The following is a 24,858-nucleotide window of genomic DNA, read 5'->3' as shown; positions in this document are numbered from 1 at the left end:
TTCCCAGGGCGCTTCTGCTGCATCCGCAACAATAACGGAGCGCAGAGAGGATTGTCATGGAACGGGATCAGGCCAGTAAGTTCATCAACGACCTGTTGAAGCTGATGGTGCAGCGCAATGGCAGCGATTTGTTCATCACCGCTGACTTTCCGCCGGCCATCAAGATCGATGGCAAGGTCACCAAGGTCTCCAGCCAGCCGCTGTCGCCCACCCACTCGCTGACGCTGGCCCGCTCGATCATGAGCGACAAGCAGGTCGCCGAGTTCGAAAAGACCAAGGAATGCAATTTCGCGATCTCGCCCTCGGGCATCGGGCGCTTCCGGGTCAATGCCTTCATGCAGCAAGGCCATGTGGGTCTGGTACTGCGGACCATTCCATTGACCCTGCCAACGATTGACGGCCTGGGCGTGCCCCAGGTGCTCAAGGACCTGGCGATGACCAAGCGCGGCCTGTGCATCATGGTGGGCGCCACCGGCTCGGGCAAGTCCACCACCTTGGCGGCGATGGTCGACTGGCGCAACGAAAACTCCTACGGCCACATCATCACCGTCGAAGACCCGGTGGAATTTGTCCACCCGCACAAGAACTGCATCGTGACCCAGCGCGAAGTGGGCCTGGACACCGACAACTGGGAAGCGGCGCTGAAAAACACCTTGCGCCAGGCGCCCGACGTCATCCTGATGGGCGAAATCCGCGACCGCGAAACCATGGAGCACGCGGTGGCCTTTGCCGAAACCGGTCACCTGTGCCTGGCCACCCTGCACGCCAACAGCGCCAACCAGGCGCTCGACCGGATCATCAACTTCTTCCCCGAAGAGCGCCGCGCGCAGCTGCTGATGGACCTGTCGCTCAACCTGCGCGGCCTGGTGTCGCAGCGCCTTTTGAGCAAGCAGGACAGCAAGGGCCGCGTCGCCGCCGTCGAGGTAATGCTCAACTCGCCGCTGATCTCCGACATGATCTTCAAGGGCGAAGTGGGCGAGATCAAGGAGATCATGAAGAAAAGCCGCAACCTGGGCATGCAGACCTTTGACCAGGCGCTGTTTGACCTCTACGAGGCCAACATGATCACCTACGAAGACGCGCTGCGCAACGCCGACTCGGTCAACGACCTGCGCCTGCAGATCAAGCTGGGCAGCCAGCGCGCCAAGCGCAGTGACCTGGCCGAGGGCACGGAGCACCTGACAATCGTTTAAGCTGTCAGCGTTTTGGGTTTTCAGCGACACGGCACCCAGGCCCGCCTTGGGTGCCGCTCTTTTTGGAGTCACCGCAATGGCATCGAGTATTCAAGCACGCAGCTATGACAGCACCCCTTCCCTGAACGTCGCCTTTTTGGGCCTGGGCGTCATGGGCTACCCCATGGCGGGCCACCTGGCCCAGGCCGGGCACGCGGTCACCGTCTACAACCGCACCGCGCAAAAGGCGCAAGGCTGGTGCGACGAATTTGCCAGCTCCAAGGCGCCCCGCCATGCGGCCACGCCGCGCGAGGCCGTTGCCGGCGCCGATATCGTGTTCTGCTGCGTGGGCAATGACGATGACCTGCGCTCGGTCGTATTGGGCGCCGATGGCGCGCTGGCCGGCATGAAGCCCGGCGCCATCTTTGTCGACCACACCACCGCCTCGGCCAATGTGGCCCGTGAACTTTATGCCGCGGCCCAGGCCCAGGGCCTGCACTTTATCGATGCGCCCGTCTCCGGCGGCCAGGCCGGGGCCGTCAACGGCCAGCTCACCGTCATGTGCGGTGGCGATGAGGCCGTGTTCAACACCGTCAAGCCGGTGGCCATGGCTTTCTCGCGCGCCTTCACCTTGCTGGGCAGCAGCGGTGCGGGCCAGCTGGCCAAGATGGTCAACCAGATCTGCATCGCCGGTGTCGTGCAAGGCCTGTCCGAGGCGATTGCCTTTGGCATGAATGCCGGCCTGGACATGCCCCAGGTGCTGGACGTGGTGAGCAAGGGCGCAGCGCAAAGCTGGCAGATGGAAAACCGGGGCAAGACCATGGTCGAGGGCAAGTTCGACTTTGGCTTTGCCGTGGACTGGATGCGCAAGGACCTGGGCCTGGTGCTCGACGAGGCCAAGCGCAACGGCTCGCGCCTGCCGCTCACGGCCCTGGTCGACCAGTTCTATGCCGATGTGCAGCAATCGGGCGGCAACCGCTGGGATACGTCCAGCCTGATCACCCGCCTGGGCAAGAAGGCCTGATACGGATCACCCTATGCAAAAAGGCCGCTGATGCGGCCTTTTTGCTGGAGGATCTGTGCAGATCAGGGCTTGGTCGTGAAACCATCATTGAGCGGTTGCACCGGCGTGGTGTTGACCGGCGAGGTGGTCACGCCCGTTGACACCGGCGCTGCCGCAGGCGCTGCCGGTGCGGGCACCACGGTCGCAGGCTGGGTGGTGATGGCCGATGCGCTGCTGTCGTTGACAACCGGGGCGGCATTGCCGGTGCTGCGGTTGTTGCTGAGCGACTTGAGCTCTTCCTCGCTGATCACCTCGAACACGCGCACCACCTTTTGCACATTGGCCACGCCCCGTGCGATTTCGGCCGCACGCTTGGATTCGCGCTCGGTCACCCGGCCCATCAGGTAGACCACATTGCGCTCGGTCACCACCTTGATGGCGCTGGAGCTCAGGTCCTTGGCGTCGATGATGCTCGCGCGCACCTTGCCGGTGATGAGGGTATCGGTCGAACGCTGCGACAGGCTGGAGTTGAACATCACGCCCACGTCGTTGACGACGGAGCGCACATTCTGCGCGGTTTTGGCGGCCTCTTCGGCCTTTTGCTTGAAGGCCTCGTTGGGCGCCTCACCGGTCAGCAGCACCTGGCGGTTGTAGCTGGTGACATTGATATGCCCGTCATTGCCGGCACGCTCGCGGATGGCGCTGGCCACGCGCATCTCAATGCTCTCGTCCTCCACCTGGATGCCGGCGGTGCGGCGGTCGATCGCCATCACCGTGCCGCCGACGGCAGCGCCGCCGATCACCAGCGGAACGCAGCCGGACACGGCCCCAGCGACGGCGCCGGTCGCCACCAGACACAGGGTCAATCGCTTCCAAGACACAGGCATCATTCCTCTTCTCCTAACAATTGGGTATCGATTCCGTCAATCAGACAGTGCAGCACCAGCTGGTGCACCTCGCGCACGCGGGTGCTGCGGTCATGCGGCACGCGCATCAGTACATCGGTTTCGCTCAAGGCATTGGCCAGCAGGCCGCCGGTGCGACCGGTCAGCACCACGGCCGACATGTCGCGCTCATGCGCCGCCTCGATCGCACCCAACAGGGCCCTGTCATGGCCATCGGCACTGATGACCAGCAGTAGATCGCCAGGCTGGCCCAAAGTTCGCACCTGGCGCGCCAGCGCCTGCGGCAGGCCTTCGGGCGTGAGGCTGCTGCCCAGCTGGGCCTGCGCCAGTGCATCGTTGTCTAGCACCAGGGCCGCCAGCTCGGGGCGCTCGCGCTCCATGCCGCTGACGCACATGGCGGCAAATTGCGCCGCCTGCGCCCAGGACAGGCCATTGCCGCAACACATCACCTTGTTGCCGCTGGTCACACAGGCGAGCAGCGCGTAGACCGCGCTGGCGACGCTTTCGCTCATCTCCTGTGACACCTGGTAGTGGAGATCGGCGCTATCGATAAAGTGCTGTTGGATGTGTTGCTCAAGCATGGAGGCCCGATGATAACCTTGGCCGGTTTCCCCCTTGGGTCGGGATGATGACTTTTCTCAGTCTCCATGCGCATGCAAAGCCCAGCAACTGCGCGCTTCAGGGCCCTTTGCACCACCCTCGCCCCATGGGATGGGCGCGAATCGCACGAGCCCGCGTTCAGACCAAGCAGCGAATTTTGCAGAGGGCCCTAGCCCCCTTCTGGCACATCAAAGGCCGCCCGCAGCCAGACGATCTCCTGCTCGACCAGCACCGCATCGAAGCGGCAGGCCGGCTGCTGGCGCAGGCTGGCCAGGTAGTGGCGGGCGGCGAGGATAATGCGCCGCTGCTTGGTGCTGCCAATGCTGCCGCCCGCACCGCCAAAGCCGCTGTGCTGGCGCTGGCGCACCTCGACAAACACGACGGTGCCATCGCGCTCCTGCATCACCAGATCGATCTCGCCGCCGCCGCGCCCGGGCGTGCGGTAATTGCGCGCCAAAAGGCGCAGCCCCTGTTGTTGGAGATAATGGAGCGCGGCATCTTCTGCCTGCTGGCCACGCAGCTTGCTGTTGTCTGCCCCTTCGCTGGTGGCGCCGGGCGATGCAGCAGACGGGCCCTGGCCGCGCCATTTTTCAAGGATCTTCCACGGTGTCTGCATCTTTCACCTCCGCTTTGCAAGCAGCCCAGGCTGCCGCCGGCACCCAGCACTACCCTGCCTCCACCCTGTATGTGGTGGCCACGCCCATCGGCAACCTGGCCGACATCACCCTGCGCGCGCTGCATGTGCTGGAGCTGGCCGATGCCGTCGCCTGCGAGGACACCCGCCACACCCACAGCATGCTACGCGCCTATGGCGTTGGCAAGTCGGGCGGCCAGCTGATTGCGCTGCACCAACACAACGAGGCCGAGGCGGCCGAGCAGGTCATCCACCGCCTGCAGCAAGGCCAGCGCATTGCCTATGTGAGCGATGCCGGCACGCCCGGCGTCAGCGACCCGGGCGCGCGCCTGGCCGCCGCTGTGGCGCGCGCGGGCCTGCGCGTGAGCCCCCTGCCCGGCGCCAGCAGCGTGACCGCGCTGGTCAGTGCCGCCGGTGCGGTGGCCGGTGAAGGCGCCAGCAGCGGCTTTGCATTTATCGGTTTTCTGCCCACCAAGGCGCAGGAGCGCCAGCAGGCCGTCGCCCAACTGGCGCAAGACCCGCGCACCCTCGTGCTGCTGGAGGCCCCCCACCGCATTGCCGACCTGGCCCAGGCGCTGGCCGTGCTGCAGGAGCGGCCCGTGACCTTGGGCCGCGAGCTGACCAAGCAGTTTGAAGACATTGCCACCATGGCTGCGGCCGATGTGCCCGGCTGGCTGGCGGCCGACCCGCACCGCAGCAAGGGCGAGTTTGCACTGCTGCTGCACCCGCAGGCGGTGCAAACCGATGGCCTGGCCGATGCCCACCGCGTGCTGGCGCTGCTGCTGGCCGAGCTGCCGACCAAGACCGCCGTCAAGCTGGCCGCCGACATCACCGGCGCGCCGCGCAATGCGCTATATGACACGGCACTCGCCTGGAAGCGCGATGCCGAGCAAGGCGACGACTGATCGCCGCTGCTGCGCTGAGGTTTAAAGCGCCTGGCCGTGCACCAGGCCCGCCGCCACACCGCCGAACAGATCGCCCTCGACCTGCGGGGTATCGGGAAAAGCCTGCGCCAGCGCCGCGCGCAGCGGCTGCAAGGCCGATGAACCGCCGGTCAGGTAGATCGCATCGATCTGCCCCTGCTGCAGGCCGGCGGCCTGCACACAGTCCAGCGCGCACTGCGCCACCTGGGCCAGCAATGCCTGCAGGCATTGCTGCAGATCGTCGGGCCAGACCTCGGGGCTCAGGCCCGGCTCCAGCCAATCGACTTCCAGCTTTTGCACGCGCTGGTGGTTGGACAGGCCGATCTTGGTTTCCTCGACCGCATTGGCCAGGCGGTGGCCCCAGTGCTCTTGCAAGAGCCGCACCAGCCGGTCATGCAGAGCCGTATCGCTGTAGCTGCTGCGCAGCGCCTGCACCTCGCGCTGGCGCTGCGGGCTGTACAGCCACTGGATCAGGTGCCAGGTGGAGAGGTCATGGAAGACCGCGCTGGGCACCTCGCGCCCGCTGGGCCCCACATGCTGCAGGCCCAACAGCGGCATGGCCGCCATCAGGCTCAGGCGCCGGTCAAAATCGGTGCCGCCAATGTGTACACCGGTGGTGGCCAGAATATCGCTGCTGCGCTCGGGCTTGTTGCGGCGCTCGGGGCCCAGGCGCACCACGGTGAAGTCCGAGGTACCGCCGCCGATGTCGACCACCAGCACCAGCGCCTCATTGGCAATGCGCTGCTCATAGTCCAGCGCTGCGGCAATCGGCTCCAGCTGGAAGCGCACATCCTTGAAGCCTGCTGCCTGCGCGGCATGCTGCAAGGCCGTTTGCGCCGCCTGGTCACGCCCCGCGTCCTCGTCAACAAAATGCACCGGCCGGCCCATGACGACGGTGCTGGGCAGATGGCCCATCTGGCGCTCGGCCGTAGCGGCCAGCTGCTGCACAAACAGCGCCACGATGTCCTGGTAGGCCACCAGCTTGCCGTGCACCACCGTTTTCTCCTGCATCAGCGCGCTGCCCAGCAGGCTTTTGAGCGAGCGCATCAGCCGCCCTTCAGTGCCTTCCAGATAGCGCGAGACGGCGTCGCGCCCATAGTGGGTGCTGTGGTCCTCGGTGTTAAAGAACACGGCCGTCGGCATCGCTTGCGCGGCGCCCTCGGCCTGCAGGAGTGTCGAGGGCCCGGGCGCAGCCAAGTCGGCCTTGAACGCCATGGCCGAATTGGAAGTGCCGAAATCAATGCCCAAGATGGCGGATGCAGATGACATAAAGACCAGATCCGACGCGGGAATCGGACGAAAAAATCAAGGCATGCCGGTTGCAAAAATGCAGATCCGGTGCCGGTATAAAAAGGGAAAAGCCTCTGTACCCTAGCGGATGCAGAGGCCCAAATGCGACTGGCCTGACACGGAGTCGGTTGACCCAGGCGTGCGCTGCAAGAACGGTCTTTGCGCGCCGCGACCGGAAAATTATAGGGCAAGCGCATGCAGCGACCGCAGGCAAACCATAACCCCTTAAGAACCTGTTCAAAGTCTCCTCGCGCCGCGACAGTGTCTTTGCGGGATGGGATGCGAGGGGGGGGGGGGGGGGGCGCCCAGCCGCGCAATACCGCAGCAATAGCCCAGCTATTGCGAGGATTTGCAACGACGCAGACCGCCCCTGCCCGGGCGGCCCTCGCCGGGCGCCCCTTCCCGGGCAGCGCAAAGCCACTGTCCCCCTAAGGGTTGGAGTGAAATCGGGCGATTTCTGCGCGCTGGCCCTGGCTTGCACCCCGGTGCAAGCTGCGTTCCATCCCTTCGAACTCATCCCGATTGCACTCCAACGCGGCTGCGTAGAGACTTTGAACAGGTTCTAATAGCCCTATACAAAGCCCATCGGCGTGCTGCTATGCTCTGCGCTCCCTGCACCACCGCTGGCAACGCCCATGCCCACCATGCAAGTCACCCATACCATCGCAGAACTCCGACAAGCCCTGGCCGAGCGCGGCCGGCCCGCCTTTGTGCCCACCATGGGCAATCTGCATGCAGGCCATATCTCGCTGGTGCATGAGGCCAAACGCCATGGCGCGGTGACGGTGGCCAGCATCTTCGTCAACCGCCTGCAGTTCCTGCCGACCGAGGATTTCGACAGCTACCCCCGCACCTGGGAGGGCGACTGCGCCCAGTTGCAGGCGGCCGGCTGCGACATCCTGTTTGCCCCGCGCGAGAAGGACCTGTACCCCGAGCCCCAGCTGTTCAAGGTGCAGCCCGACCCAGCACTGGCCGACATTCTGGAAGGCGAGTTCCGCCCCGGCTTTTTCACCGGGGTCTGCACCGTCGTGATGAAGCTGTTCAGCTGCGTATTTGCCAGCACCGGCGGGGGCGCGGCCATTTTTGGCTGGAAGGACTACCAGCAGCTGATGGTCATCCGCCGCATGGTGGCGCAGTTTGCGCTGCCCATCGAGATCATCGGCTGCCCCACCGCGCGCGCCGACGACGGCCTGGCGCTGAGCTCGCGCAATGGCTACCTGAGCGCGGCCGAGCGCCAGCAGGCCATGGCCCTGTCCCAAGCATTGAAGGCGCTGGCCGCTGCCGCCCGCAACGCGCCCGCCAACCTGCCGGAGCTCGAAACCCAGGCCATGCAGTCGTTGCGGGCCCTGGGCTGGGAGCCCGATTACCTGACCGTGCGCCAGCGCCACAACCTGCTGGCGCCCGCCGAAGGCGAGCTGGCCAGCGCGCCGCTGGTGGCGCTGGGCGCGGCACGCCTGGGCAGCACGCGGCTGATCGATAACCTGGAGTTTTAAGGCGCTGCGCCAGCCCCATCGCTGTGGCCCATGGGCCAGCAGCCCGGCCGGGGTCTGGGCAGCCAGAGTGTGATGGGCGCACCCAACCTTAAAACGCTCCACTTTTGATAGCAATCAAGAAAGCACACAGGCGGCAGTGAAGGCTGCCTCTGGGCTGACAATTGTTTGCTGCATTCGCGCTGCAGTCGGGCAAAAACATACACGCCCAATCATCAATAGACAGTACATTCCCATTTAATTAATCAATACATTACCTGGATTGAAGGTCCATGCATGGCTTTGTCGAGTGCCTGCATCGGCCATTACACGCCTGGTTTATGATTCATATTGATACATATAGCATCTACTAGTTACATTGCTGGATGAGGCTATGTGCTGCGTTTTGTGGCTGAGCAGATTCCATGGGAAGAGACATGACCAATCCATTGATGTTTTTCAGGCTGCTGCTGGCAGCTTTTTTGTTGAGCTTCGGCGCGAAGCATGCCCTGGCGCAAAAGGTGTTGCTGCTAACGACCAATATTGCAGGGCCCAATGCAGAGCAGGATGATGCAATCCGCGCATATACCAACCTGCAAAACGAGTTCTCTTCCCAACTCGCCAGCACCAGTGACCTCACTCGAATGTCCGTGCTGGGCAATGCCAATGCGATCTCGGCGACCACGTTCACCGATGCTCCTGGCCCTTACGACATCGTGATTGTCGCTGGCACCTACCGCTCGATCGACGATACCAATTGGGCCGTTCTGCAAAATGCAGTCGCCAACCGCTGGGCCAATTCCATAGTGTTCTTTGTCGATGGATGCTGTGAGGGACAAAATAGCGGCAATGCGAGAAGGATGGTGGCTACGCTAAACGCCGGTGCCCAGGCAAGTTTTACCTTGGGCGCCACGGTCAATGGATTTCAAGCCTTCTCACTGAACACCAACTCGCCCTATGCAAGCTCTTTTGCAGCGCTGAACCCTTTGCAAGGGGGCTACTACACCTATATCAATAACGTACCTGCCAACAATGCACTGTATGTACCCGGGGGCGCTCTCCCACCGACAGGATCTGCGCCATGGGACAACGTCTATGGCCTGCTGATTCCGACAGCCCAGTCCAATGCAGGCCGAGGCGCTTGCGTGTTTGCCGTGGTCGACATCTCGTTATTTGACGCTGCGCCATGGGCTGCCAACCAAGGAAAAATCGCTCCTGCCTTCCTGAGCGCCGCCACCTCCGAGACCGGTGCCTGCGGCCTGCCCAAGGTCAGCAAGAGCTTTGACAGGGCGGATGTCTATCTGGGCGGCAGCGATAACAACACGCTGCTGACCATCACCTTGTCCAACGGCACACCCAACCCCATCACCAACGTTAACCTGACCGACAACCTACCCGCGCCTTTGGTAGTGGCTGCAGGCGCGGTGGGCAACACCTGCACAGCAGGCAACCTCAGTGCTGCCGTGGATTCCAGCGTCATCAGCAACAACGGCTTTACCATCCCTTCCGGCGGTTGCACCATCACCGTGCCCGTGCAATGGCCCAACACCGATGCCGGCCGCCAGGCATGCATCAGCACCCCATCGGTGACCAACACCATCACGCCGGGTACCGACTTTGTCTCGCCCACCGGCCAGGTCAATACGCCAGCCACCGCAACACTCGCCTGCCATGCCGCGCAGCTTGCCATCTCCAAGCAGGTGGTCTGGCCCGCCAACGTCACGCCCGTGGATCTGACGGGCAGCAGCTTCCCGGTCTCGGTGGTCTGCACCGGCAGCGATGGCGTGGTCGCGCCAGCGATCAACACCTCGATCACGCTGGACACGGCCACCACCGGCAGCGTCTCCATCACGCCGGTGATCGCCAGCGGCAGCTGCGTGGTGACCGAGGGCACGCGCCCCACGCCGCCCGCCAACCATCTCTGGGTGGAAGACCCTGCGCCCAGCGTCTCCGTCACGATGGCAGCGCCCCCAGCGGCCAATAGCGCGCAGCTGGTCAACACCTTGGCACGCGCCAACACTGATATCACGATCAGCAAGACCGTGGCCGGCGGCCCGGCAGCGGGCATCAGCGGCAGCTTCAGCTTTAGCGCCAACTGCGGTGCAGACGGCAGCTTTACTACGGCGGTGGGCTTGAGCGGCAGCAACGCAGGCGCCATCGCCATCACCAACGTGCCCCAGGGCGCCAGCTGCACCGTGAGCGAAGCGCCCACCATGCCCGAGGCGCCAGCAGGCTACACCTGGAGCACCAGCCTGCCCGCGCCAGTGACGCTGGTCACCGCAGCCAATGGCAACACGGCCTCCTTCGTCAACACGCTGGTGCGCACGGCGCCTGCTGTGCCCGCTGCAGTGCCTGCGCTGGACACCATCAAGCTGCTGCTGATGGCCGTGGCGATGGCGCTGATGGGCATGCTGGTGCTGCGACGCGCGCAACGCCGCTGAGATGATGGCAGCGCGTGCCACTGACAGTGGTACAGCGCCCCACTATCAAAAAAAGGCCTGGGTTCGGCATGGTGCTGAACCCAGGCCTTGTGCCTTGGTGGCGGGACCCAACCCGGTGCTGCGCTGTCGCAGCGCGCCAGATCAGGCGCGGTTGCGAGCGGCGCGCAGGCTGGCAAAGCCTGCGACCAAGGCCGACAGCAGCAGCACGCCCCAAGGTGCATTGGCGGGAACCGGTGTTGGGGTGGATGGCGTGCTGGGCGCAGTGAAGGTCACGGTGGACACCTGCGGTGGGTTCAAGCCCGCCGATTCAATGTTGTCAGGCCCATTGGCATAGGCGCCAGCAGTGGCAGATGTGACGTTGACGGACACCGTGCAGGACTCCATCGCATCGGCCAGATTGCCGGTCACATCGATGCTGGTGGCACCGGCTGCTGCCGTCACGACGCCGCTGGGGCAGGTCGTAGCAGTTGCAGGTGTGGGCGCTACCACCAGGCCTGCAGGCAGGTTGTCGGTAAACGACCAGCCGGCCTTGGCGCCCAGCTCCGTCGTATTGGTGACCGTGAAGGTCAGCACGCTCACGCCGCCTACTGGCTGGGTCGCCGGGCTGAACGATTTGTCCAGGGTCGGGCTGACGTCCAGCAACTGGATATTGTCAAAGGCATGGTCATTACCGCCGCCACTGCCATTGGCATTGGTCATGCGGATGCCGACCGAGGCGCTGTTGACCAGTACACCGCCACTGGTATTGGTGCCCACCCGTGCACCTTGCCCCGCCGTCGCGGCGCCAGCAGCGCCCAGCGCTGGCATGTCCTGCAACGTGCCGCCACATCCATTGATCTGACCACCGGCAGCAACTGGGGTGCCTTCATCGAGCAAAGCAAACTGCAACTGCGGCGCGGGGGCCCGGTAGCAGTTGGCGGCAGCCACATCGATACCCACGGCGATAAAGCGGCTGGGGATCGGCAGCGTCAGGGGCGTCGCCGTTTCAAACTCCACATTGCCCGCGCCAGGATTGTTGGAGGTATAGGCCGACACGGCGAAATTGGTCGCGGGGGCGGCCTGGCCCTTGAAGGCGCCAAGCGCCTGTGCCAACTGCTGGGTGACATTCCAGGCCTCCTGGGTGCCACAGCTGGCCGTCTGGCCATCCGCTCCCGCAACCGGCTGGTCTGCCGAGGACATCAGCCCGTTGCAGCCTGTGAGCCAAGACGGAGCGGCCGTATAGGTTTGGCCCGTTACACCCACATAATCCGTCAGAATATCCCCGCTGGTGGCGGGCGAAATATTTTGAAAGTCTTCCGTGAATATTACGGGCGGCGCCTGCGGCACCCCTGGCACCGCATAACCAAATCCGATGCACCTAGCTACGGATAGGACAACATGGACAACCGCCCGATTAGCGGATTTTTCCGTTGCCTGGCGGCACGTAGCGCTGGCCTGGGAAGTAGACCCGTTCAATCTCGCGCAGCGAGCCCTCGCCCAGCGAGCGGATCTTGAGCAGTTCATGCGGGTAGGCCTGGCGCAGTTGCTCGGGGGTGGTGATGTCACCGCGCGCCAGTGCCCGGACAATGGCCACGGGCAGCGAGCCATTGAGGCAAGAGCCGGAGACAAAGGGCAGCTTGGGCCTCGAGTGCATGGGAACATAGGACTGGCCAGGCAAAAAGGCCTTTTCGATCTTGCGCAGCCGCAGCAGACCAATGCCCTTGATCGCGAGCAGCCCCAGCGGGTAGGCCTTGCGCACCGCCTCGACGCTATCGATGCCGTGGTGCACCAGAATCCGTACCAATGGCGCAGGCAGCTTCCCGTCTAGTGAAGTGGAGGGGTGGATCTCTGAACCATTTGCCATATTTATGAAATCATAATCATCTTTGCTTAATTGTGTTACTTATGGTTTTTCTTGATTTCATCGGCTCAAAGCGCTGCCCATCAAAAAACGTGGCCTCCACTTCGCGCAGCGCCTTGATACCAAAGCCCGTTATCTCCACCAGGCGCCGGGGATAGGCGGCGACCAGCTGCTGCACGGTCTTGATGCCATGCCGGCGCAGGGTGATCAATACGCGCCGGGACACCAGGCCTTCTAGCGAGGTCCCATCCAGATCTTCTGTCTCGATCGGTGCCAGCACAGGCACCTCATAGCGCCGCCCCGGAAAAAGCAGCGCCTCGATCTGCCGAAAACGCACCGGCCCCAGGTAGTGGATTTTCAGCAGCTTGGCCGGATACAGTGCGTCGACCTGGGCCAGCGTGGTGATGTCGTGCCTGGCCAGCAGCTTCCATAGATCTGGCGGCAGAAGATCCTGGAGCGGCTTATCAGGCCGGTCAGGCGGTGGGGATGGTGATGTAGTCATCTGTAACCATCGTATCCCTTTGGCCTTGCAAAATATTACAGGCGCCACTGAAATTAGATTTGTTGACATGTCTTATACACAGAGCAGCATGTCCGCATGCCTTTTTTCCTGCCGCCATCGCTGTGGTTGGTGATGCCCAGTGCCAACAACCGCCTCATTCGGAGGGCGTGGAGGGCTTAGCGCTTACCGCTGCCTTGCGGCGCCCCATGGCGCCTGGCCACCTTGGCCATGTACATCGCCCCCAGAACGCACAGGCTCAGCGCCGGCCAGCCCACCAGGTACAGGCCCCACAGACCTTCCACAAAGAACAGCACGCAAATGCCTATCTGTATCGCGCCCCACCGGCGGCGCACGGGGGCCGCCGCCACGCCGGGAGCAGGCCTTGCCGCGGTGGTGCCGGTCTGTATCGCACCGTCGCTGCCTGCCCTCCCATCGGCGGCTGGGCTATGTCGCTTCTGCGGCCGGACCTGCTGCATGGCGCTGACTTCCTTTCATTGGGTGGTGTGAATGCTCGGATGCCATGGATCCGGGTCTGCATCGCCGCATGGCAGCGCCCGGCGGCCGCACCATATATAGCGAAATTACATTGGATTCCACATATTGCATTCTGGCCCATTCCACACCGGCACACAACCATAACTGTTGGATTTGAACTAGACAGATATGATCAATAAGAAGCTTGCCGAGAAGCCCCTGGCCCAACTGCTGGGCCAGCGCATTGCCCAGCTGCGCAAGTCGCGCCAATGGACGCAGGCGCAACTGGCAGAGCGCCTGCAGGTGGAGCCCGAGACCATCAGCCGCTTTGAACGCGGGGCCTCCGTGCCCTCACTGCATACGCTCGAAAGCCTTGCCTCGGTACTGCGCGTGGGCATCGCCGATCTGCTCGCCCACAGCTCCACCGCCCCCGATGACCAGGCCATGCGGATCAGCGCCTGGCTCTCCGAGCTGGAACCGGCCGACCGCGCCTTTGTGACCGGTATCGTGCAGCAGCTTTGTGAGCGGCTGCGTTCACCTGGTGGTTGAGAGGGCGTATCCATCATCGACATCGCGGCACCCTCGCATCGCACAGTAGACAAAAACCTTAGTCCGGCAGCAGAACGCAGCGCCCATTGACTCCACCGGACTGTGCCATCAACGCGCCTGTTTGTTGTCACGTATTTCGTGACGACAGCATTTGAAGAACTCCTGAAACTCGTGCCCTGCCCCCTTCTCTTCTTGCGCTTGAAGGTGGGGCGAATGGGAGTTGAACGAATATGGCGAAAAAGAGAGAGTCCATCACCAAGCGAGTTGGAAATCGCATTGCAGAACTCAGACAATCACGCAACTGGTCGCAAGCAGATTTGGCATACCGCCTGCAGGTCGAGCCCGAGGCCATTGACCGCCTCGAATGCGGAAAATCAACGCCCTCGCTGCAAACGCTAGAGAGCCTCGCGGCAGCGCTGCAGGTGCATATCAGTGACCTGGTCAGCGAACGCGCAGCCACCCCTGATCAGCAAGCCATGCAGATCAGTGAATGGCTTGCTGAGTTGGAGCCAGCCGACCACGCGCTGGTGACCGGAGTCATACAGCAACTGTGTGAGCGTATGCGCGCACGCAGCGGCCACCACTAACAACCTACTTTTATAGAAGCAAGCATGACGGCAACCACCCCATGGCGCCCACCCCAGCACATCAAAGTCAAAGCCCTTGGCCTGCACTGGCGCAATGGCCAATTGCTGGCGACCGAGGTCATGGATGATGCGGGCCGCCTGACAGGGGTGCGCCCCCTTGGCGGCGGCGTGGAGTTTGGCGAGCGCTGGCAGGCAGCGCTGCAACGCGAGTTCCTGGAAGAGCTGGGCGTGGAAGCGCAAGTCCAGGGACCACCCATCGTGATGGAGAACCTCTACACGCACCACGGGGCGGTAGGCCACGAGGTGCTGTTTATCGCCAATGTCGTGTTTGATGCAGCGCCCTTTGCGCACCTGGACCACATCTGCTTTCACGAAGACAGCGGCACCCTGTGCACAGCGCGCTGGTTTGACCTGGCGGCGCTCGATGCCCCGGGCGGCCCGGCGCTCTACCCGGCAGGGCTCAAGCAAGTGCTGCTTGACCGAGCTGCCGGCACGGCGCCGCCCAGCCGCTGAGCCCGCACCAGACGCACAAAAGCCCATCACAGAGGATGGGCTTGGGAATGCGTTTGGTGGCCTGGCGCGGAATCGAACCACGGACACGCGGATTTTCAATCCGCTGCTCTACCAACTGAGCTACCGGGCCAACACAAGCTAGCATTATAGCCTGCGCCGCGCGCCCGTTCGGAAATTTGGGGGAATTGCTGCACATGCGATGCATGTGCAGATACAAGAAAGCCTCTGCACCATCACTGGTGCAGAGGCTTGTTGTTTTGTGGTGGCCTGGCGCGGAATCGAACCACGGACACGCGGATTTTCAATCCGCTGCTCTACCAACTGAGCTACCGGGCCCACGAGTTGAATTATAGCCCGAAAAAAAGGGCGCTTTTTCAAAAAACTGAAATCAGTTCTTTTTATTGCGGCTCAGGTCCACGCCCAGCTGACGCAGCTTGCGGTAGAGGTGGGTGCGCTCCAGGCCGGTCTTCTCGGCCACGCGGGTCATCGAGCCGCCTTCGCGCGCCAGGTGAAATTCGAAGTAGGCCTTCTCGAAGCCGTCCCGTGCCTCGCGCAGCGGCCGGTCCAGATCAAAGCCCTGGTGGGCATTGGGCGCGGCGTCCGCTGCAGCTGCGGTGGCCACGGTGGCAACCACCGGGGCGCTGTAGCCTGTGGGGGTGAAAGTTGGCACCACCTTGCCCGGTACGGCAGCCGCCGGGGCTGCGGCGGGCGCGGGCACATTGCGCTGCAAGCCCTGCTCTACTGCCTTGAGCAGCTTTTGCATCGTGATGGGCTTTTCCAAAAAAGAGAACGCGCCAATGCGCGTTGCTTCGACGGCGGTATCAATGGTGGCGTGGCCACTCATCATGATCACGGGCATCGTGAGCAGGCCGGTCATCGACCACTCTTTGAGCAGCGACACACCATCGGTGTCGGGCATCCAGATGTCGAGCAGCACCAGGTCGTAGCCGCTTTCGTTGCGGGCCAAGCGCGCCTGTGTGGCGTTCTCCGCAACGTCCACGCTGTGGCCTTCATCGTTCAAGATCTCCGACAGGAGATCCCGAATTCCCAATTCGTCATCGACAACCAGAATATTTGCCATATTTTTTGAAAATCCAGTGCAGCAGGTGTGAGAGTTATTTCAAATCATCAACTCTTTTTCGATAGAGAATGATAACGACACTTGGGCACCTAAGATTTTTTCCCCCTCGACTCGATTAGAGATTTCTACGCGAGCGCCATGCTCGTCCGCAATTTTTTTGACGACGGCCAGGCCCAGGCCGGTACCTCGGGGCTTGGTCGTCACGTAGGGCTCAAATGCCTTTTGTAATATATGTTCTGGAAAACCGCAACCGCAGTCAGCAATTGTCAAACGCACGCGTTTGCTGTTGCCACTGAACCGGGTGGAGATCCGCACCGCCGGTGCTGATGCCTCCTTGCCCACCCAGGCCTGTTGCGTTGCATCCTGCGCATTTTGCAGCAAGTTATGGATGACCTGCCGCAACTGCTGCGCATCGCCCATGATACGTGGAGCCGCACTGTCCAGCTCCGCCTCCACCGGTACGACAGCATTTTCCGCGCCATATAAATGCAGCACGTCCATCACCAGCGCATTGAGGTCGATGGACTGCAGCTCGGCGGCCGGCAGGCGGGCGTAGTCGCGGAACTCGTTGACCAGGCGCTTCATCGCATCGACCTGGTCGACGATGGTGGTGACAGACTTTTTCAAAATCGCCTGGTCCTGGCCTTCGAGCTTGTTGCCCAGCTTGATCTCCAGCCGCTCGGCCGACAGCTGGATCGGTGTGAGCGGGTTCTTGATCTCATGGGCCAGGCGCCTGGCCACCTCGCCCCAGGCCTGGGCGCGCTGCGCCGAGACGATTTCGGAGATGTCGTCAAACACCAGCAGGCGGCGGTTGTCGGGCAAGGTGGCCCCGCGCGCCACCAGGTTGATGCTGTTCTGGTTGGGCAGCTGGCTGTCGCCATGGAGCTCATAGGGCTGCTGCCAGTGGTCCAGGTAGTGCTCGTCGGTGACATCGTGCAGGCGGGCAAACTGCCGGTCCACCTCTTGCGCAAAGGCCTGCAGGCCGGGCAGATCGCGCAGCGGGCGGCCTTCAAAGGCGGCCAGCGGCGCACGCAGAATGCGGGTGGCCCCGGGGTTGCTGGAGTGGATGACGCCCTGGGCATCAAGCACGATGACGCCGGCGGTAAGGTTGTCCAGAATGGTCTGCAGGCTCTGCCGCGCCTCATCGGTCTGGCGCATGCCGCGCTCGACCGCACGGCGCGCGTCGAGCAGCTGCTGGGTCATCTCGGCAAACGAGCGGGTCAGGCCGCTTAACTCGTCCTTGCTGGGCAGCACCGGTTTGGGTCGCAGATTGCCCGATGCCACCTCGCGCACGCCTTCGGCCAGCACCAAAAGCGGGCGCACCAGCTGGTTGCCCAGCAAGGCGGCCAGCACCACGGCGCCGAAAACGGCCAGGAACAGACTCAAGGTGAGCGTGCCGATGTACATGCGGCGCAGGCCGTCGCGCGCCAGCGCGCGTTCCTGGTACTCGCGGTTGGCCTCCTGCACCTTGAGGGCGTTGACCACCAAGGCCGCTGGCAGCGGCATGGTGGCCTGCAAAAAGCGGCCGTCGGGGATCACCCCCACATCGCCATTGGCGACCTGCACCAGGGTTTTGACGCGCACCTTGGACGGGTCGCCGGTGATGGCGCCGTTGATGTCGGCCACCTCTTCGAGGCCATCGATCTGATAGGCGCGCTGCTGCTGGGTGGCGGTGCGCAGCAACGCGGCCGAGGGCTTGTCGGGGTTGAGCACAAAGCGCGACTGGCCGGTGCTGGCAATGGCCTGGGAGCTGGCCGACCACAGCACCACATCATCGGCGCCGAGCTGGTCCTTGATGCGCTCGAGCACGAGGCCCGATGCGGCATCCGATATCTGGGACAGCTGGCTGCTGGCGGTGCGGGTGCGCTCGGCCATCGCCGTGGAGGTGGTGTCGAGCGTGATGCGCGCGAGGTTGACCCCGGCGTCCAGCGCGCCTTCGACCTTGACATCGAACCAGCTCTCGATCGAGCGCGAGACGAACTGGTAGGAGACGAAATAGATCACCACGCCGGGCAGCACGCCCACCAGCGCAAAGGTGGCAGCCAGCTTGAGCAGCAGCTTGCTGCCAAAGCGCCGAGCCACAAGGCGCCGCACCAGGATGACTACGCCCCACAGCACCACCATGCTCAGCACACAGGCCACGCCGATGTTCACGCCCAGCAGCACGCCGTAATAGCGCTCGTACAGCACGCGGTTGTTGGTGGCGAAAGACAGCAGGAAGAGCAGCACCAGGCCGATGCCGATCATCGCCGACAGGCCAACGATCACCGACCAGCGCGCACGGCTGGGCGTGTAGGCCACGCGCATCGACGATGACTTTTCGATTTTCACGGCGCGCTCGCCTCGGGCAGCGGCAGCTGGCTTCTGAGCTGCAGGTTCAGGCCGCCATTGCTGAACGGCGCGAACTGGAAGATGCGCGGCAGCTGGCTGCTGTCGAGCCGGAAGCTGAACTTGACCAGGTAGTCCACATCGCTTGCGAGCTCATCGGCGCTGGCGATCTTCCAGTTGCGCACGCGCTTGACCACGAGCATCACTTCTTCGAGGCTGTCAAAGCTCTGGCCCAGCGAGGTCACCGCGCCGGCGTCGGTCAGCGGCATGCTCGAGACATGCAGGCGCCAGCGCCGGGTCAGCGGCTGGTAACTCACGCGCAGGTAGCGGGCGGTTTTCTTGACGGTCTTGTCGCGCCAGTACCAGCGCTCGGAGATGACCTCGGCCTCCTGCACAAAGTACAGCGCCACGCCTTTGTTGAGGGCATCTTCGATCTGGTCGGGCAGCGCAAACTGCAGCGCCACCGTGGCAAAGGCACCGTCGGCATTGCGCACCAGCTGCAGCTCGACCTTTTTCTCATTCTCCGACGCCATGGCCGGTGCCGCTGCGGCACAGCACAGCATCAGCGCAAGGAGGAAATGGTGGATCAATCGCATACGGACGGGCTCAACGAAGCGGCTTGTGCAGCAGCGCGTAGTAAAAACCGTCATGGTCGCGCGCCAGGCTGCCCAGGCTATTGTGACCGGCCTCGCGCAACTGTGGCAACAAATGCCCTGGCGCAGGCAGGCGTTGGGCATCGGCGTGGCGGCGGAGGAACTGCGCCACCTGGCCCTCGCCCTCTTCATGGAAGACCGAGCAGGTGCAGTACAGCAGCCGGCCGCCGGGCACGACCAGGGGCCACAGGGCTTCGAGCAGCTGGCGCTGGATGGCGGCGAGCTGCGCGATGTCGGTGGCGCGGCGCAGCCAGCGCACATCGGGCTGGCGGCGCACGATGCCCGAGGCCGAGCAAGGCGCATCCAACAAAATTGCATCAAATTGCTGCAACCCGTGGCGCGCTTGCACCGCCGGCAGCCAGCTGGCCACTTCGCTGCCGCTGGCCACCACCACATCGGCCTGCAGTGACAGCCGCGCCAAGGTATCGCCAATGCGTTCGGCGCGCTTGGCATCGATCTCCAGCGCCACCATGTCGATGGGGCGCTGGGGCGTGGCGGCTTCCAACAGATGCGCGGTCTTGCCGCCGGGCGCGGCGCAGGCATCGAGCACATGCAGCGCGCGGCCATCGTGCGGCTGCAAGCCATCGAGCAGCAGCGGCGCGGCCATCTGGGCGGCGCTGTCCTGCACCGAGACCCAGCCCTGCGCAAACTGCGGCAGCTGGTCCACCGGCACGCCGCGCGTCAGCACCAGGCCGGCCTCGCCCACGCCCACCACGGCCTCGATGCCCGCTTCATCCAGCAGCGCCAGGTAATCGGCGCGGCTGCAGCGCTGCAGGTTCACGCGCAAGGCCATCGGCGCCTGCGCATTGTTGGCCGCCACAATGGCCTGCCAATCTTGCGGATAGTCCTTTTGCAGGCGCCCCAGCCACCACTGCGGGTGGTTGTACTGCGCCACCGGCTCCTGGGCCACGGCGCGCAGCAGGTCATCGCGCTCGCGCAAAAAGCTGCGCAGGCAGCCGTTGATGAAGGCCGATTGCGACTTGGTGGCCGAGCGCTTCTTGGCCGCATCCACCGCCTGGTTCACCACGGTGAAGGCGTCGTAGCGCGGCACCTCGGGCAGCAGCAAGGCCAGCGCCGTGCACAGCAAGGCATCGACCGCGCTGGCAGGCTTGCGCGGGGCCAGCTCGGCACGCACGGCTTCTGCGGTGCCCAGCACGCGCAGCACATCCATCAGCAAGGCCTGCACGCCGGCGCGCAGCGCGGGCTCTACCCCGCCCAACACGGCGCGGGCAGATTGCCCCTGGCGCACATCCTGCAAGGCGCGCGCCACCGCCAGCAGCTGGGCGGACAGGCTGGGGCCCTGGTTGGTGTTGGGCGCTGTGGCGGCCCGGGAGGGTTGTCGTGGACGGGAAGGGAGGTTCATGCCGAAGGAGTGCAATGGCCTGGGTGCCGCTGCGGATCAAAAGGAATACTAATCGATATGCCCCAGGAGGCCTCTGCGCGTGCAGAGCCTGCCTGGTAAAGACGCTGTGCAAAGTGACCTGCTTCAGACACGAAATGGAGCAGAGGACTTTGCACAGAGCCATCATCAGGGCGCGTCAGCAGCCGGGCTGCCAGGCATTAAAAAACCCGTAATTCCGCGGCGCGAAATTACGGGTCTTGCTCAGCCCAACCTGACCGATAGGTATCGGTCAGGGATTGGCGGCTTAGTCAGCAGCAGGGTCTGCAGCGCTGTCGGCAGCGGCCACCGCTTCTTCCGACACACCGGCCAGATCGGCCGCTTCTGCATCGGCGATGGCGCGGCGCTCGGCCTCGTCCATCTCGTCCTTGGCCTTGCGTGCCTGGTGGTAAGCCAGACCGGTACCAGCGGGGATCAGACGACCCACGATGACGTTTTCCTTCAGGCCACGCAGCTCGTCGCGCTTGCCCATGATGGCAGCCTCGGTCAGCACGCGGGTCGTTTCCTGGAAGGAAGCGGCCGAGATGAAGGAGTCGGTCGACAGCGAAGCCTTGGTAATACCCAGCAACACGTTGGAGTAGACCGCTGGGATCTTGCCATCGCGCTGTGCAGCTTCGTTGGTGTTGAGCACTTCGGAGCGCTCGACCTGCTCACCCTGGATGTAGGAGGTATCACCTGGGGCTTCGATGACCACGCGGCGCAGCATCTGGCGAACGATCACCTCGATGTGCTTGTCGTTGATCTTCACGCCTTGCAAGCGGTACACGTCCTGCACTTCGTCAACGATGTAGCGCGACAGCTCTTCGATACCCAGCAGACGCAGGATGTCCTGCGGATCGGCTGGGCCGTCGACGATCAGCTCGCCCTTGTTGACCACCTGGCCTTCGTGCACCAGGATGTTGCGTTCCTTTGGAACCAGCTCTTCCCAGACCTTGCCTTCCAGATCGGTGATCTGCAGGCGCACCTTGCCCTTGGTTTCCTTACCGTAGGACACGGTACCGGTCATCTCGGCCAGCGCGCCCTTGTCCTTCGGCGTACGGGCTTCGAACAGCTCGGCCACACGTGGCAGACCACCGGTAATGTCGCGGGTCTTCTGGCCTTCCATAGGAATACGGGCCAGCACTTCGCCGGGGCCCACTTCCTGGCCATCACGCACCTGCAGCAGAGCGCCGACCTGGAAGCCGATCGTCACCGCGTGGTCGGTACCAGGAATCTTGACTTCCTGGCCGTTGGCATCAGCCAGCTTGACCTGCGGACGCACCACCTTGGCAGAACCACGGTGCTTCGGATCGATCACCACCAGGGTGGATAGACCGGTCACTTCGTCGACCTGCTTGGCCACGGTCAGACCTTCTTCCACATTCTCGAACTTCACCTGACCGGCGTATTCGGTAATGATGGGTCGGGTCAGCGGATCCCAGTTGGCCAGCACGGTGCCCGCCTTGATCTGTTGATCAGGCTTGATCGACAAGATAGCGCCGTAAGGCATCTTGTGACGCTCGCGCTCGCGGCCGTACTCGTCCTGGATCACGATTTCGCCGGAGCGGGAAATCACAACCAGTTCGCCCTTGTTGTTGGTCACATAGCGCATCTGTGGGTTGAAACCCACGATACCGTTGGACTTGGCTTCCACGCTGGAGGCCACAGCCGCACGCGAAGCCGCACCACCGATGTGGAACGTACGCATGGTCAGCTGCGTGCCAGGCTCACCGATCGACTGGGCAGCGATCACACCGACGGCTTCGCCGAGGTTGATCATGCCGCCACGGCCCAGGTCGCGGCCGTAGCAGGTAGCGCACAGACCAAAGCGGGTTTCGCAGGTCAGTGCGGTGCGCACCTTCACTTCGTCCACGCCAGCCGCTTCCAGATCTTCGATCAGGTCTTCGTCCAGCAGGTCGCCGGCCTTGGCCAGCACCGCGCGGGTTTCGGGGTGCAGCACTTCGTCCGCAGCGGTACGGCCGAGGATACGGTCGCGCAGCGATTCGATCACTTCACCGCCTTCCACCACAGCGCGCATCAAGGTGCCGTTGTGCGTGCCGCAGTCGAGCTCGGTGATCACCAAGTCCTGCGTCACGTCCACCAGACGACGCGTCAGGTAACCGGAGTTAGCCGTCTTCAGCGCCGTATCGGCCAGACCCTTACGGGCACCGTGGGTGGAGATGAAGTACTGCAACACGTTGAGGCCTTCGCGGAAGTTCGCGGTAATAGGCGTCTCAATGATCGAGCCATCGGGCTTGGCCATCAGACCACGCATACCTGCCAGCTGGCGGATCTGTGCGGCCGAGCCACGGGCGCCGGAGTCGGCCATCATGTAAATCGCGTTGAACGATTCCTGATCGACTTCGTTGCCATGGCGGTCAATGACCTTTTCCTTGGCCAGCTGGGCCATCATGACCTTGGAGACTTCGTCACCGGCCTTGCCCCAGATGTCCACCACCTTGTTGTAGCGCTCGCCAGCCGTCACCAGACCGGAGACGTACTGCTGCTCGATTTCCTTCACTTCCGCTTCGGAGCGGGCGATGATCTCGGCCTTTTGCGGTGGCACCAGCATGTCGCCAATGGCGATCGAGATACCGGAGCGCGTTGCCAGACGGAAGCCGTTTTGCAGCAGCTTGTCGGCGAACACCACGGTTTCCTTCAAGCCACACTTGCGGAACGAGATGTTGATCAGCTTGGAGATTTCCTTCTTCTTCAACGTCTTGTTGATCGAAGAGAAAGGCATACCCTTGGGCAGAATCTCGGACAGCAGCGCGCGGCCCACGGTGGTTTCCACCAGCTTGGTCGTCGGCTCGAACTCACCCGAGGCCTTGTTCTTGTTCCACTCGGTCAGACGCACGCTGATCTTGGTGGCGCGCTCGACCTGCTCGGCATCCAGTGCGCGTTGCACTTCGCCGATGTCGGAGAACACCATGCCTTCGCCCTTGCCGTTGATCCGCTCACGGGTGGCCTGGTACAGGCCCAGCACCACGTCCTGAGAAGGAACGATCGAGGGTTCGCCCGAAGCGGGGAACAGCACGTTGTTGGAGGCCAGCATCAGGGTGCGGGCTTCCATCTGTGCTTCCACCGACAGCGGCACGTGAACAGCCATCTGGTCACCGTCGAAGTCAGCGTTGAATGCCGCGCAAACCAACGGGTGCAGTTGCAGGGCCTTGCCTTCGATCAGGATAGGCTCGAACGCCTGGATACCCAGACGGTGCAGCGTAGGCGCACGGTTGAGCATGATCGGATGCTCGCGAATCACCTCTTCCAGGATGTCCCACACCACGGGGGTGCCGGTTTCCACTTCCTTCTTGGCGGCCTTGATGGTCGTGGCGATGCCACGCGCTTCGAGCTGCGCGAAGATGAAAGGCTTGAACAGCTCCAGCGCCATCAGCTTGGGCAGACCGCACTGGTGCAGCTTGAGCGTTGGGCCCACGGTAATCACGGAACGACCGGAGTAGTCGACGCGCTTACCCAGCAAGTTCTGACGGAAACGACCGCTCTTACCCTTGATCATGTCGGCCAGCGACTTGAGGGCACGCTTGTTCGCGCCGGTCATGGCCTTGCCACGGCGGCCGTTGTCCAGCAGCGAGTCGACCGCTTCTTGCAGCATGCGCTTTTCATTGCGGGCAATGATCTCTGGGGCCTTGAGCTCCAGCAGGCGGCGCAGACGCGAGTTACGGTTGATGACGCGGCGGTACAGGTCGTTCAGGTCGGAGGTCGCAAAGCGGCCGCCATCCAGCGGCACCAGCGGACGCAGATCGGGAGGCAGCACAGGCAGCACTTCCATCACCATCCAACCGGGCTTGATGCCGGACTTCTTGAACGCTTCGAGCAGCTTCAGGCGCTTGGCATTCTTCTTGACCTTGACTTCGGAGCCGGTCAGGTCGTTGCGCAGGCGCTCGATTTCCGAGTCGATCTCGATGCCTTCGAGCAGGTCCTTGATGCCTTCGGCGCCCATCTTGGCCACGAATTCATCACCGTACTCTTCGACGTTCTTGTCGTACTCGTCTTCCGACATGATGCTGAACTTCTTCAGCGGGGTCATGCCGGGGTCGGTCACCACATAGGCTTCGAAGTACAGCACGCGTTCGATGTCGCGCAGGGTCATATCCAGCACCAGACCCAGGCGCGATGGCAGGGACTTGAGGAACCAGATATGGGCGCAAGGCGCGGCCAGGTCGATGTGACCCATGCGTTCGCGGCGCACCTTGGTCTGCGTGACTTCAACGCCGCACTTCTCGCAGATCACACCGCGGTGCTTCAAGCGCTTGTACTTGCCGCACAGGCATTCGTAGTCCTTGATCGGGCCAAAGATCTTGGCGCAGAACAGACCATCGCGCTCGGGCTTGAAGGTACGGTAGTTGATGGTCTCGGGCTTCTTCACTTCACCGAAAGACCACGAACGGATCTTTTCGGGCGAAGCCAGGCCGATTTTGATGGCATCGAAATGCTCATCAGGCGTGAATTGTTTGAACAGGTCGAGTAGCGATTTCATAGACTCTTTCCCCCTTCA

20 protein-coding genes, 2 tRNA genes and 1 pseudogene are annotated in these 24,858 nt (G+C 63.2%); 8 read left to right on the top strand and 15 right to left on the bottom strand.

Annotated features, from left to right (window positions below; all coding sequences use genetic code 11):
• Positions 1-56: 56 nt before the first annotated feature.
• Together ACPEE1_RS02970 and ACPEE1_RS02965 are read left to right on the top strand one after the other, a co-directional pair.
• Positions 57-1,193 carry a PilT/PilU family type 4a pilus ATPase gene (locus tag ACPEE1_RS02970; protein ID WP_116927663.1) on the top strand — a complete coding sequence of 379 codons (1,137 nt, stop codon included), beginning with the start codon at positions 57-59 and terminating at the stop codon, positions 1,191-1,193.
• A 76-nt stretch (positions 1,194-1,269) separates the two neighbouring features.
• Positions 1,270-2,196 (top strand): NAD(P)-dependent oxidoreductase, encoded by a 927-nt coding sequence (locus ACPEE1_RS02965; RefSeq protein ID WP_021027360.1) that lies wholly within the window; start codon positions 1,270-1,272, stop codon positions 2,194-2,196.
• Between the two features lie 206 nt (positions 2,197-2,402).
• On the opposite strand, the pseudogene ACPEE1_RS02960 reads toward ACPEE1_RS02965, so the two are convergent.
• The 3 genes and pseudogenes from ACPEE1_RS02960 to ACPEE1_RS02950 all read right to left on the bottom strand — a co-directional run.
• Positions 2,403-3,062, bottom strand: a pseudogene (locus ACPEE1_RS02960) (BON domain-containing protein); the annotation flags it as partial.
• Positions 3,062-3,661 carry an SIS domain-containing protein gene (locus ACPEE1_RS02955; protein ID WP_116927665.1) on the bottom strand — a complete coding sequence of 200 codons (600 nt, stop codon included), beginning with the start codon at positions 3,659-3,661 and terminating at the stop codon, positions 3,062-3,064. The gene ACPEE1_RS02955 and the pseudogene ACPEE1_RS02960, both read right to left, overlap by 1 nt.
• Positions 3,662-3,849: 188 nt before the next feature.
• Positions 3,850-4,296, bottom strand: a complete 447-nt coding sequence (locus tag ACPEE1_RS02950) for a YraN family protein (RefSeq protein ID WP_339521042.1) — start codon at positions 4,294-4,296, stop codon at positions 3,850-3,852.
• Between ACPEE1_RS02950 and rsmI the strand changes: the two genes are divergently transcribed.
• Positions 4,287-5,219 (top strand): 16S rRNA (cytidine(1402)-2'-O)-methyltransferase, encoded by a 933-nt coding sequence (gene rsmI, locus ACPEE1_RS02945; RefSeq protein WP_182343919.1) that lies wholly within the window; start codon positions 4,287-4,289, stop codon positions 5,217-5,219. The genes ACPEE1_RS02950 and rsmI overlap by 10 nt on opposite strands.
• A gap of 21 nt (positions 5,220-5,240) precedes the next feature.
• On the opposite strand, the gene ACPEE1_RS02940 is transcribed toward rsmI, so the two are convergent.
• Positions 5,241-6,506, bottom strand: coding sequence for an Hsp70 family protein (locus tag ACPEE1_RS02940; RefSeq protein WP_423935143.1), 1,266 nt, complete (start codon positions 6,504-6,506; stop codon positions 5,241-5,243).
• Positions 6,507-7,171: 665 nt separating this feature from the next.
• Between ACPEE1_RS02940 and panC the strand changes: the two genes are divergently transcribed.
• A complete protein-coding gene (gene panC, locus ACPEE1_RS02935; protein ID WP_260718382.1) occupies positions 7,172-8,020 on the top strand; it encodes a pantoate--beta-alanine ligase in 849 nt (282 codons plus the stop codon).
• Positions 8,021-8,433: 413 nt separating this feature from the next.
• Positions 8,434-10,437 (top strand): DUF5979 domain-containing protein, encoded by a 2,004-nt coding sequence (locus tag ACPEE1_RS02930; RefSeq protein WP_423935141.1) that lies wholly within the window; start codon positions 8,434-8,436, stop codon positions 10,435-10,437.
• A 141-nt stretch (positions 10,438-10,578) separates the two neighbouring features.
• Here the strand turns inward: ACPEE1_RS02930 and ACPEE1_RS02925 are convergent, their stop codons facing one another.
• The 4 genes from ACPEE1_RS02925 to ACPEE1_RS02910 form a co-directional block, all read right to left on the bottom strand.
• Complete coding sequence (locus ACPEE1_RS02925) at positions 10,579-11,616, bottom strand: hypothetical protein (RefSeq protein ID WP_423935139.1); 1,038 nt, start codon at positions 11,614-11,616, stop codon at positions 10,579-10,581.
• Positions 11,617-11,830: 214 nt separating this feature from the next.
• A complete protein-coding gene (locus tag ACPEE1_RS02920) occupies positions 11,831-12,280 on the bottom strand; it encodes a hypothetical protein (protein ID WP_133248234.1) in 450 nt (149 codons plus the stop codon).
• Between the two features lie 16 nt (positions 12,281-12,296).
• A complete protein-coding gene (locus tag ACPEE1_RS02915) occupies positions 12,297-12,779 on the bottom strand; it encodes a DNA-directed RNA polymerase subunit alpha C-terminal domain-containing protein (protein ID WP_423935137.1) in 483 nt (160 codons plus the stop codon).
• Positions 12,780-12,955: 176 nt separating this feature from the next.
• Complete coding sequence (locus ACPEE1_RS02910) at positions 12,956-13,093, bottom strand: hypothetical protein (RefSeq protein ID WP_165841255.1); 138 nt, start codon at positions 13,091-13,093, stop codon at positions 12,956-12,958.
• A gap of 349 nt (positions 13,094-13,442) precedes the next feature.
• Here ACPEE1_RS02910 and ACPEE1_RS02905 point away from each other — a divergent pair, with 349 nt between their 5' ends.
• From ACPEE1_RS02905 to ACPEE1_RS02895, 3 genes are all read left to right on the top strand, one after another.
• Positions 13,443-13,802: a helix-turn-helix domain-containing protein gene (locus ACPEE1_RS02905; RefSeq protein WP_423935135.1), complete on the top strand. Its 360-nt coding sequence runs from the start codon at positions 13,443-13,445 to the stop codon at positions 13,800-13,802.
• 230 nt (positions 13,803-14,032) lie between these two features.
• Positions 14,033-14,389, top strand: a complete 357-nt coding sequence (locus ACPEE1_RS02900; RefSeq protein WP_260718392.1) for a helix-turn-helix domain-containing protein — start codon at positions 14,033-14,035, stop codon at positions 14,387-14,389.
• Between the two features lie 24 nt (positions 14,390-14,413).
• Positions 14,414-14,902: an NUDIX hydrolase gene (locus ACPEE1_RS02895; RefSeq protein WP_260718394.1), complete on the top strand. Its 489-nt coding sequence runs from the start codon at positions 14,414-14,416 to the stop codon at positions 14,900-14,902.
• A 54-nt stretch (positions 14,903-14,956) separates the two neighbouring features.
• Here ACPEE1_RS02895 and ACPEE1_RS02890 read toward each other — a convergent pair.
• The 7 genes from ACPEE1_RS02890 to rpoC form a co-directional block, all read right to left on the bottom strand.
• Positions 14,957-15,032, bottom strand: a tRNA-Phe gene (locus ACPEE1_RS02890).
• Positions 15,033-15,162: 130 nt separating this feature from the next.
• Positions 15,163-15,238 (bottom strand) — tRNA-Phe (locus ACPEE1_RS02885).
• Between the two features lie 52 nt (positions 15,239-15,290).
• Positions 15,291-15,983, bottom strand: a complete 693-nt coding sequence (locus ACPEE1_RS02880) for a response regulator (protein ID WP_182343962.1) — start codon at positions 15,981-15,983, stop codon at positions 15,291-15,293.
• Positions 15,984-16,022: 39 nt separating this feature from the next.
• Positions 16,023-18,290 carry a sensor histidine kinase gene (locus ACPEE1_RS02875; RefSeq protein WP_116927808.1) on the bottom strand — a complete coding sequence of 756 codons (2,268 nt, stop codon included), beginning with the start codon at positions 18,288-18,290 and terminating at the stop codon, positions 16,023-16,025.
• A gap of 20 nt (positions 18,291-18,310) precedes the next feature.
• Positions 18,311-18,907 (bottom strand): DUF4390 domain-containing protein, encoded by a 597-nt coding sequence (locus tag ACPEE1_RS02870; protein WP_165841254.1) that lies wholly within the window; start codon positions 18,905-18,907, stop codon positions 18,311-18,313.
• A 10-nt stretch (positions 18,908-18,917) separates the two neighbouring features.
• Entirely contained in the window at positions 18,918-20,327 is a 1,410-nt protein-coding gene (gene rsmB / locus ACPEE1_RS02865) for a 16S rRNA (cytosine(967)-C(5))-methyltransferase RsmB (protein ID WP_182343965.1), read from the bottom strand.
• Positions 20,328-20,610: 283 nt separating this feature from the next.
• Entirely contained in the window at positions 20,611-24,840 is a 4,230-nt protein-coding gene (gene rpoC / locus ACPEE1_RS02860; protein ID WP_116927795.1) for a DNA-directed RNA polymerase subunit beta', read from the bottom strand.
• Positions 24,841-24,858: the final 18 nt, after the last annotated feature.

Origin of the sequence: Comamonas sp. 23 (assembly GCF_049601575.1) — a bacterium.
Classification (GTDB): Bacteria; Pseudomonadota; Gammaproteobacteria; order Burkholderiales; family Burkholderiaceae_C; genus Comamonas; species Comamonas squillarum.
Note: the sequence above shows the minus strand (reverse complement) of the source record. Positions and strands in the feature narration are given on the sequence as shown.

Excerpts from the sequence above, each read along its gene's own strand:
- ACPEE1_RS02970 (WP_116927663.1), top strand. The coding sequence starts at position 57 with ATGGAACGGGATCAGGCCAGTAAGTTCATCAACGACCTGTTGAAGCTG.
- ACPEE1_RS02965 (WP_021027360.1), top strand. The coding sequence starts at position 1,270 with ATGGCATCGAGTATTCAAGCACGCAGCTATGACAGCACCCCTTCCCTG.
- ACPEE1_RS02955 (WP_116927665.1), bottom strand. The coding sequence starts at position 3,661 with ATGCTTGAGCAACACATCCAACAGCACTTTATCGATAGCGCCGATCTC.
- ACPEE1_RS02950 (WP_339521042.1), bottom strand. The coding sequence starts at position 4,296 with ATGCAGACACCGTGGAAGATCCTTGAAAAATGGCGCGGCCAGGGCCCG.
- ACPEE1_RS02940 (WP_423935143.1), bottom strand. The coding sequence starts at position 6,506 with ATGTCATCTGCATCCGCCATCTTGGGCATTGATTTCGGCACTTCCAAT.
- panC (WP_260718382.1), top strand. The coding sequence starts at position 7,172 with ATGCAAGTCACCCATACCATCGCAGAACTCCGACAAGCCCTGGCCGAG.
- ACPEE1_RS02930 (WP_423935141.1), top strand. The coding sequence starts at position 8,434 with ATGACCAATCCATTGATGTTTTTCAGGCTGCTGCTGGCAGCTTTTTTG.
- ACPEE1_RS02925 (WP_423935139.1), bottom strand. The coding sequence starts at position 11,616 with ATGTCCTCGGCAGACCAGCCGGTTGCGGGAGCGGATGGCCAGACGGCC.
- ACPEE1_RS02920 (WP_133248234.1), bottom strand. The coding sequence starts at position 12,280 with ATGGCAAATGGTTCAGAGATCCACCCCTCCACTTCACTAGACGGGAAG.
- ACPEE1_RS02915 (WP_423935137.1), bottom strand. The coding sequence starts at position 12,779 with ATGACTACATCACCATCCCCACCGCCTGACCGGCCTGATAAGCCGCTC.
- ACPEE1_RS02905 (WP_423935135.1), top strand. The coding sequence starts at position 13,443 with ATGATCAATAAGAAGCTTGCCGAGAAGCCCCTGGCCCAACTGCTGGGC.
- ACPEE1_RS02900 (WP_260718392.1), top strand. The coding sequence starts at position 14,033 with ATGGCGAAAAAGAGAGAGTCCATCACCAAGCGAGTTGGAAATCGCATT.
- ACPEE1_RS02895 (WP_260718394.1), top strand. The coding sequence starts at position 14,414 with ATGACGGCAACCACCCCATGGCGCCCACCCCAGCACATCAAAGTCAAA.
- ACPEE1_RS02880 (WP_182343962.1), bottom strand. The coding sequence starts at position 15,983 with ATGGCAAATATTCTGGTTGTCGATGACGAATTGGGAATTCGGGATCTC.
- ACPEE1_RS02875 (WP_116927808.1), bottom strand. The coding sequence starts at position 18,290 with ATGCGCGTGGCCTACACGCCCAGCCGTGCGCGCTGGTCGGTGATCGTT.
- ACPEE1_RS02870 (WP_165841254.1), bottom strand. The coding sequence starts at position 18,907 with ATGCGATTGATCCACCATTTCCTCCTTGCGCTGATGCTGTGCTGTGCC.
- rsmB (WP_182343965.1), bottom strand. The coding sequence starts at position 20,327 with ATGAACCTCCCTTCCCGTCCACGACAACCCTCCCGGGCCGCCACAGCG.
- rpoC (WP_116927795.1), bottom strand. The coding sequence starts at position 24,840 with ATGAAATCGCTACTCGACCTGTTCAAACAATTCACGCCTGATGAGCAT.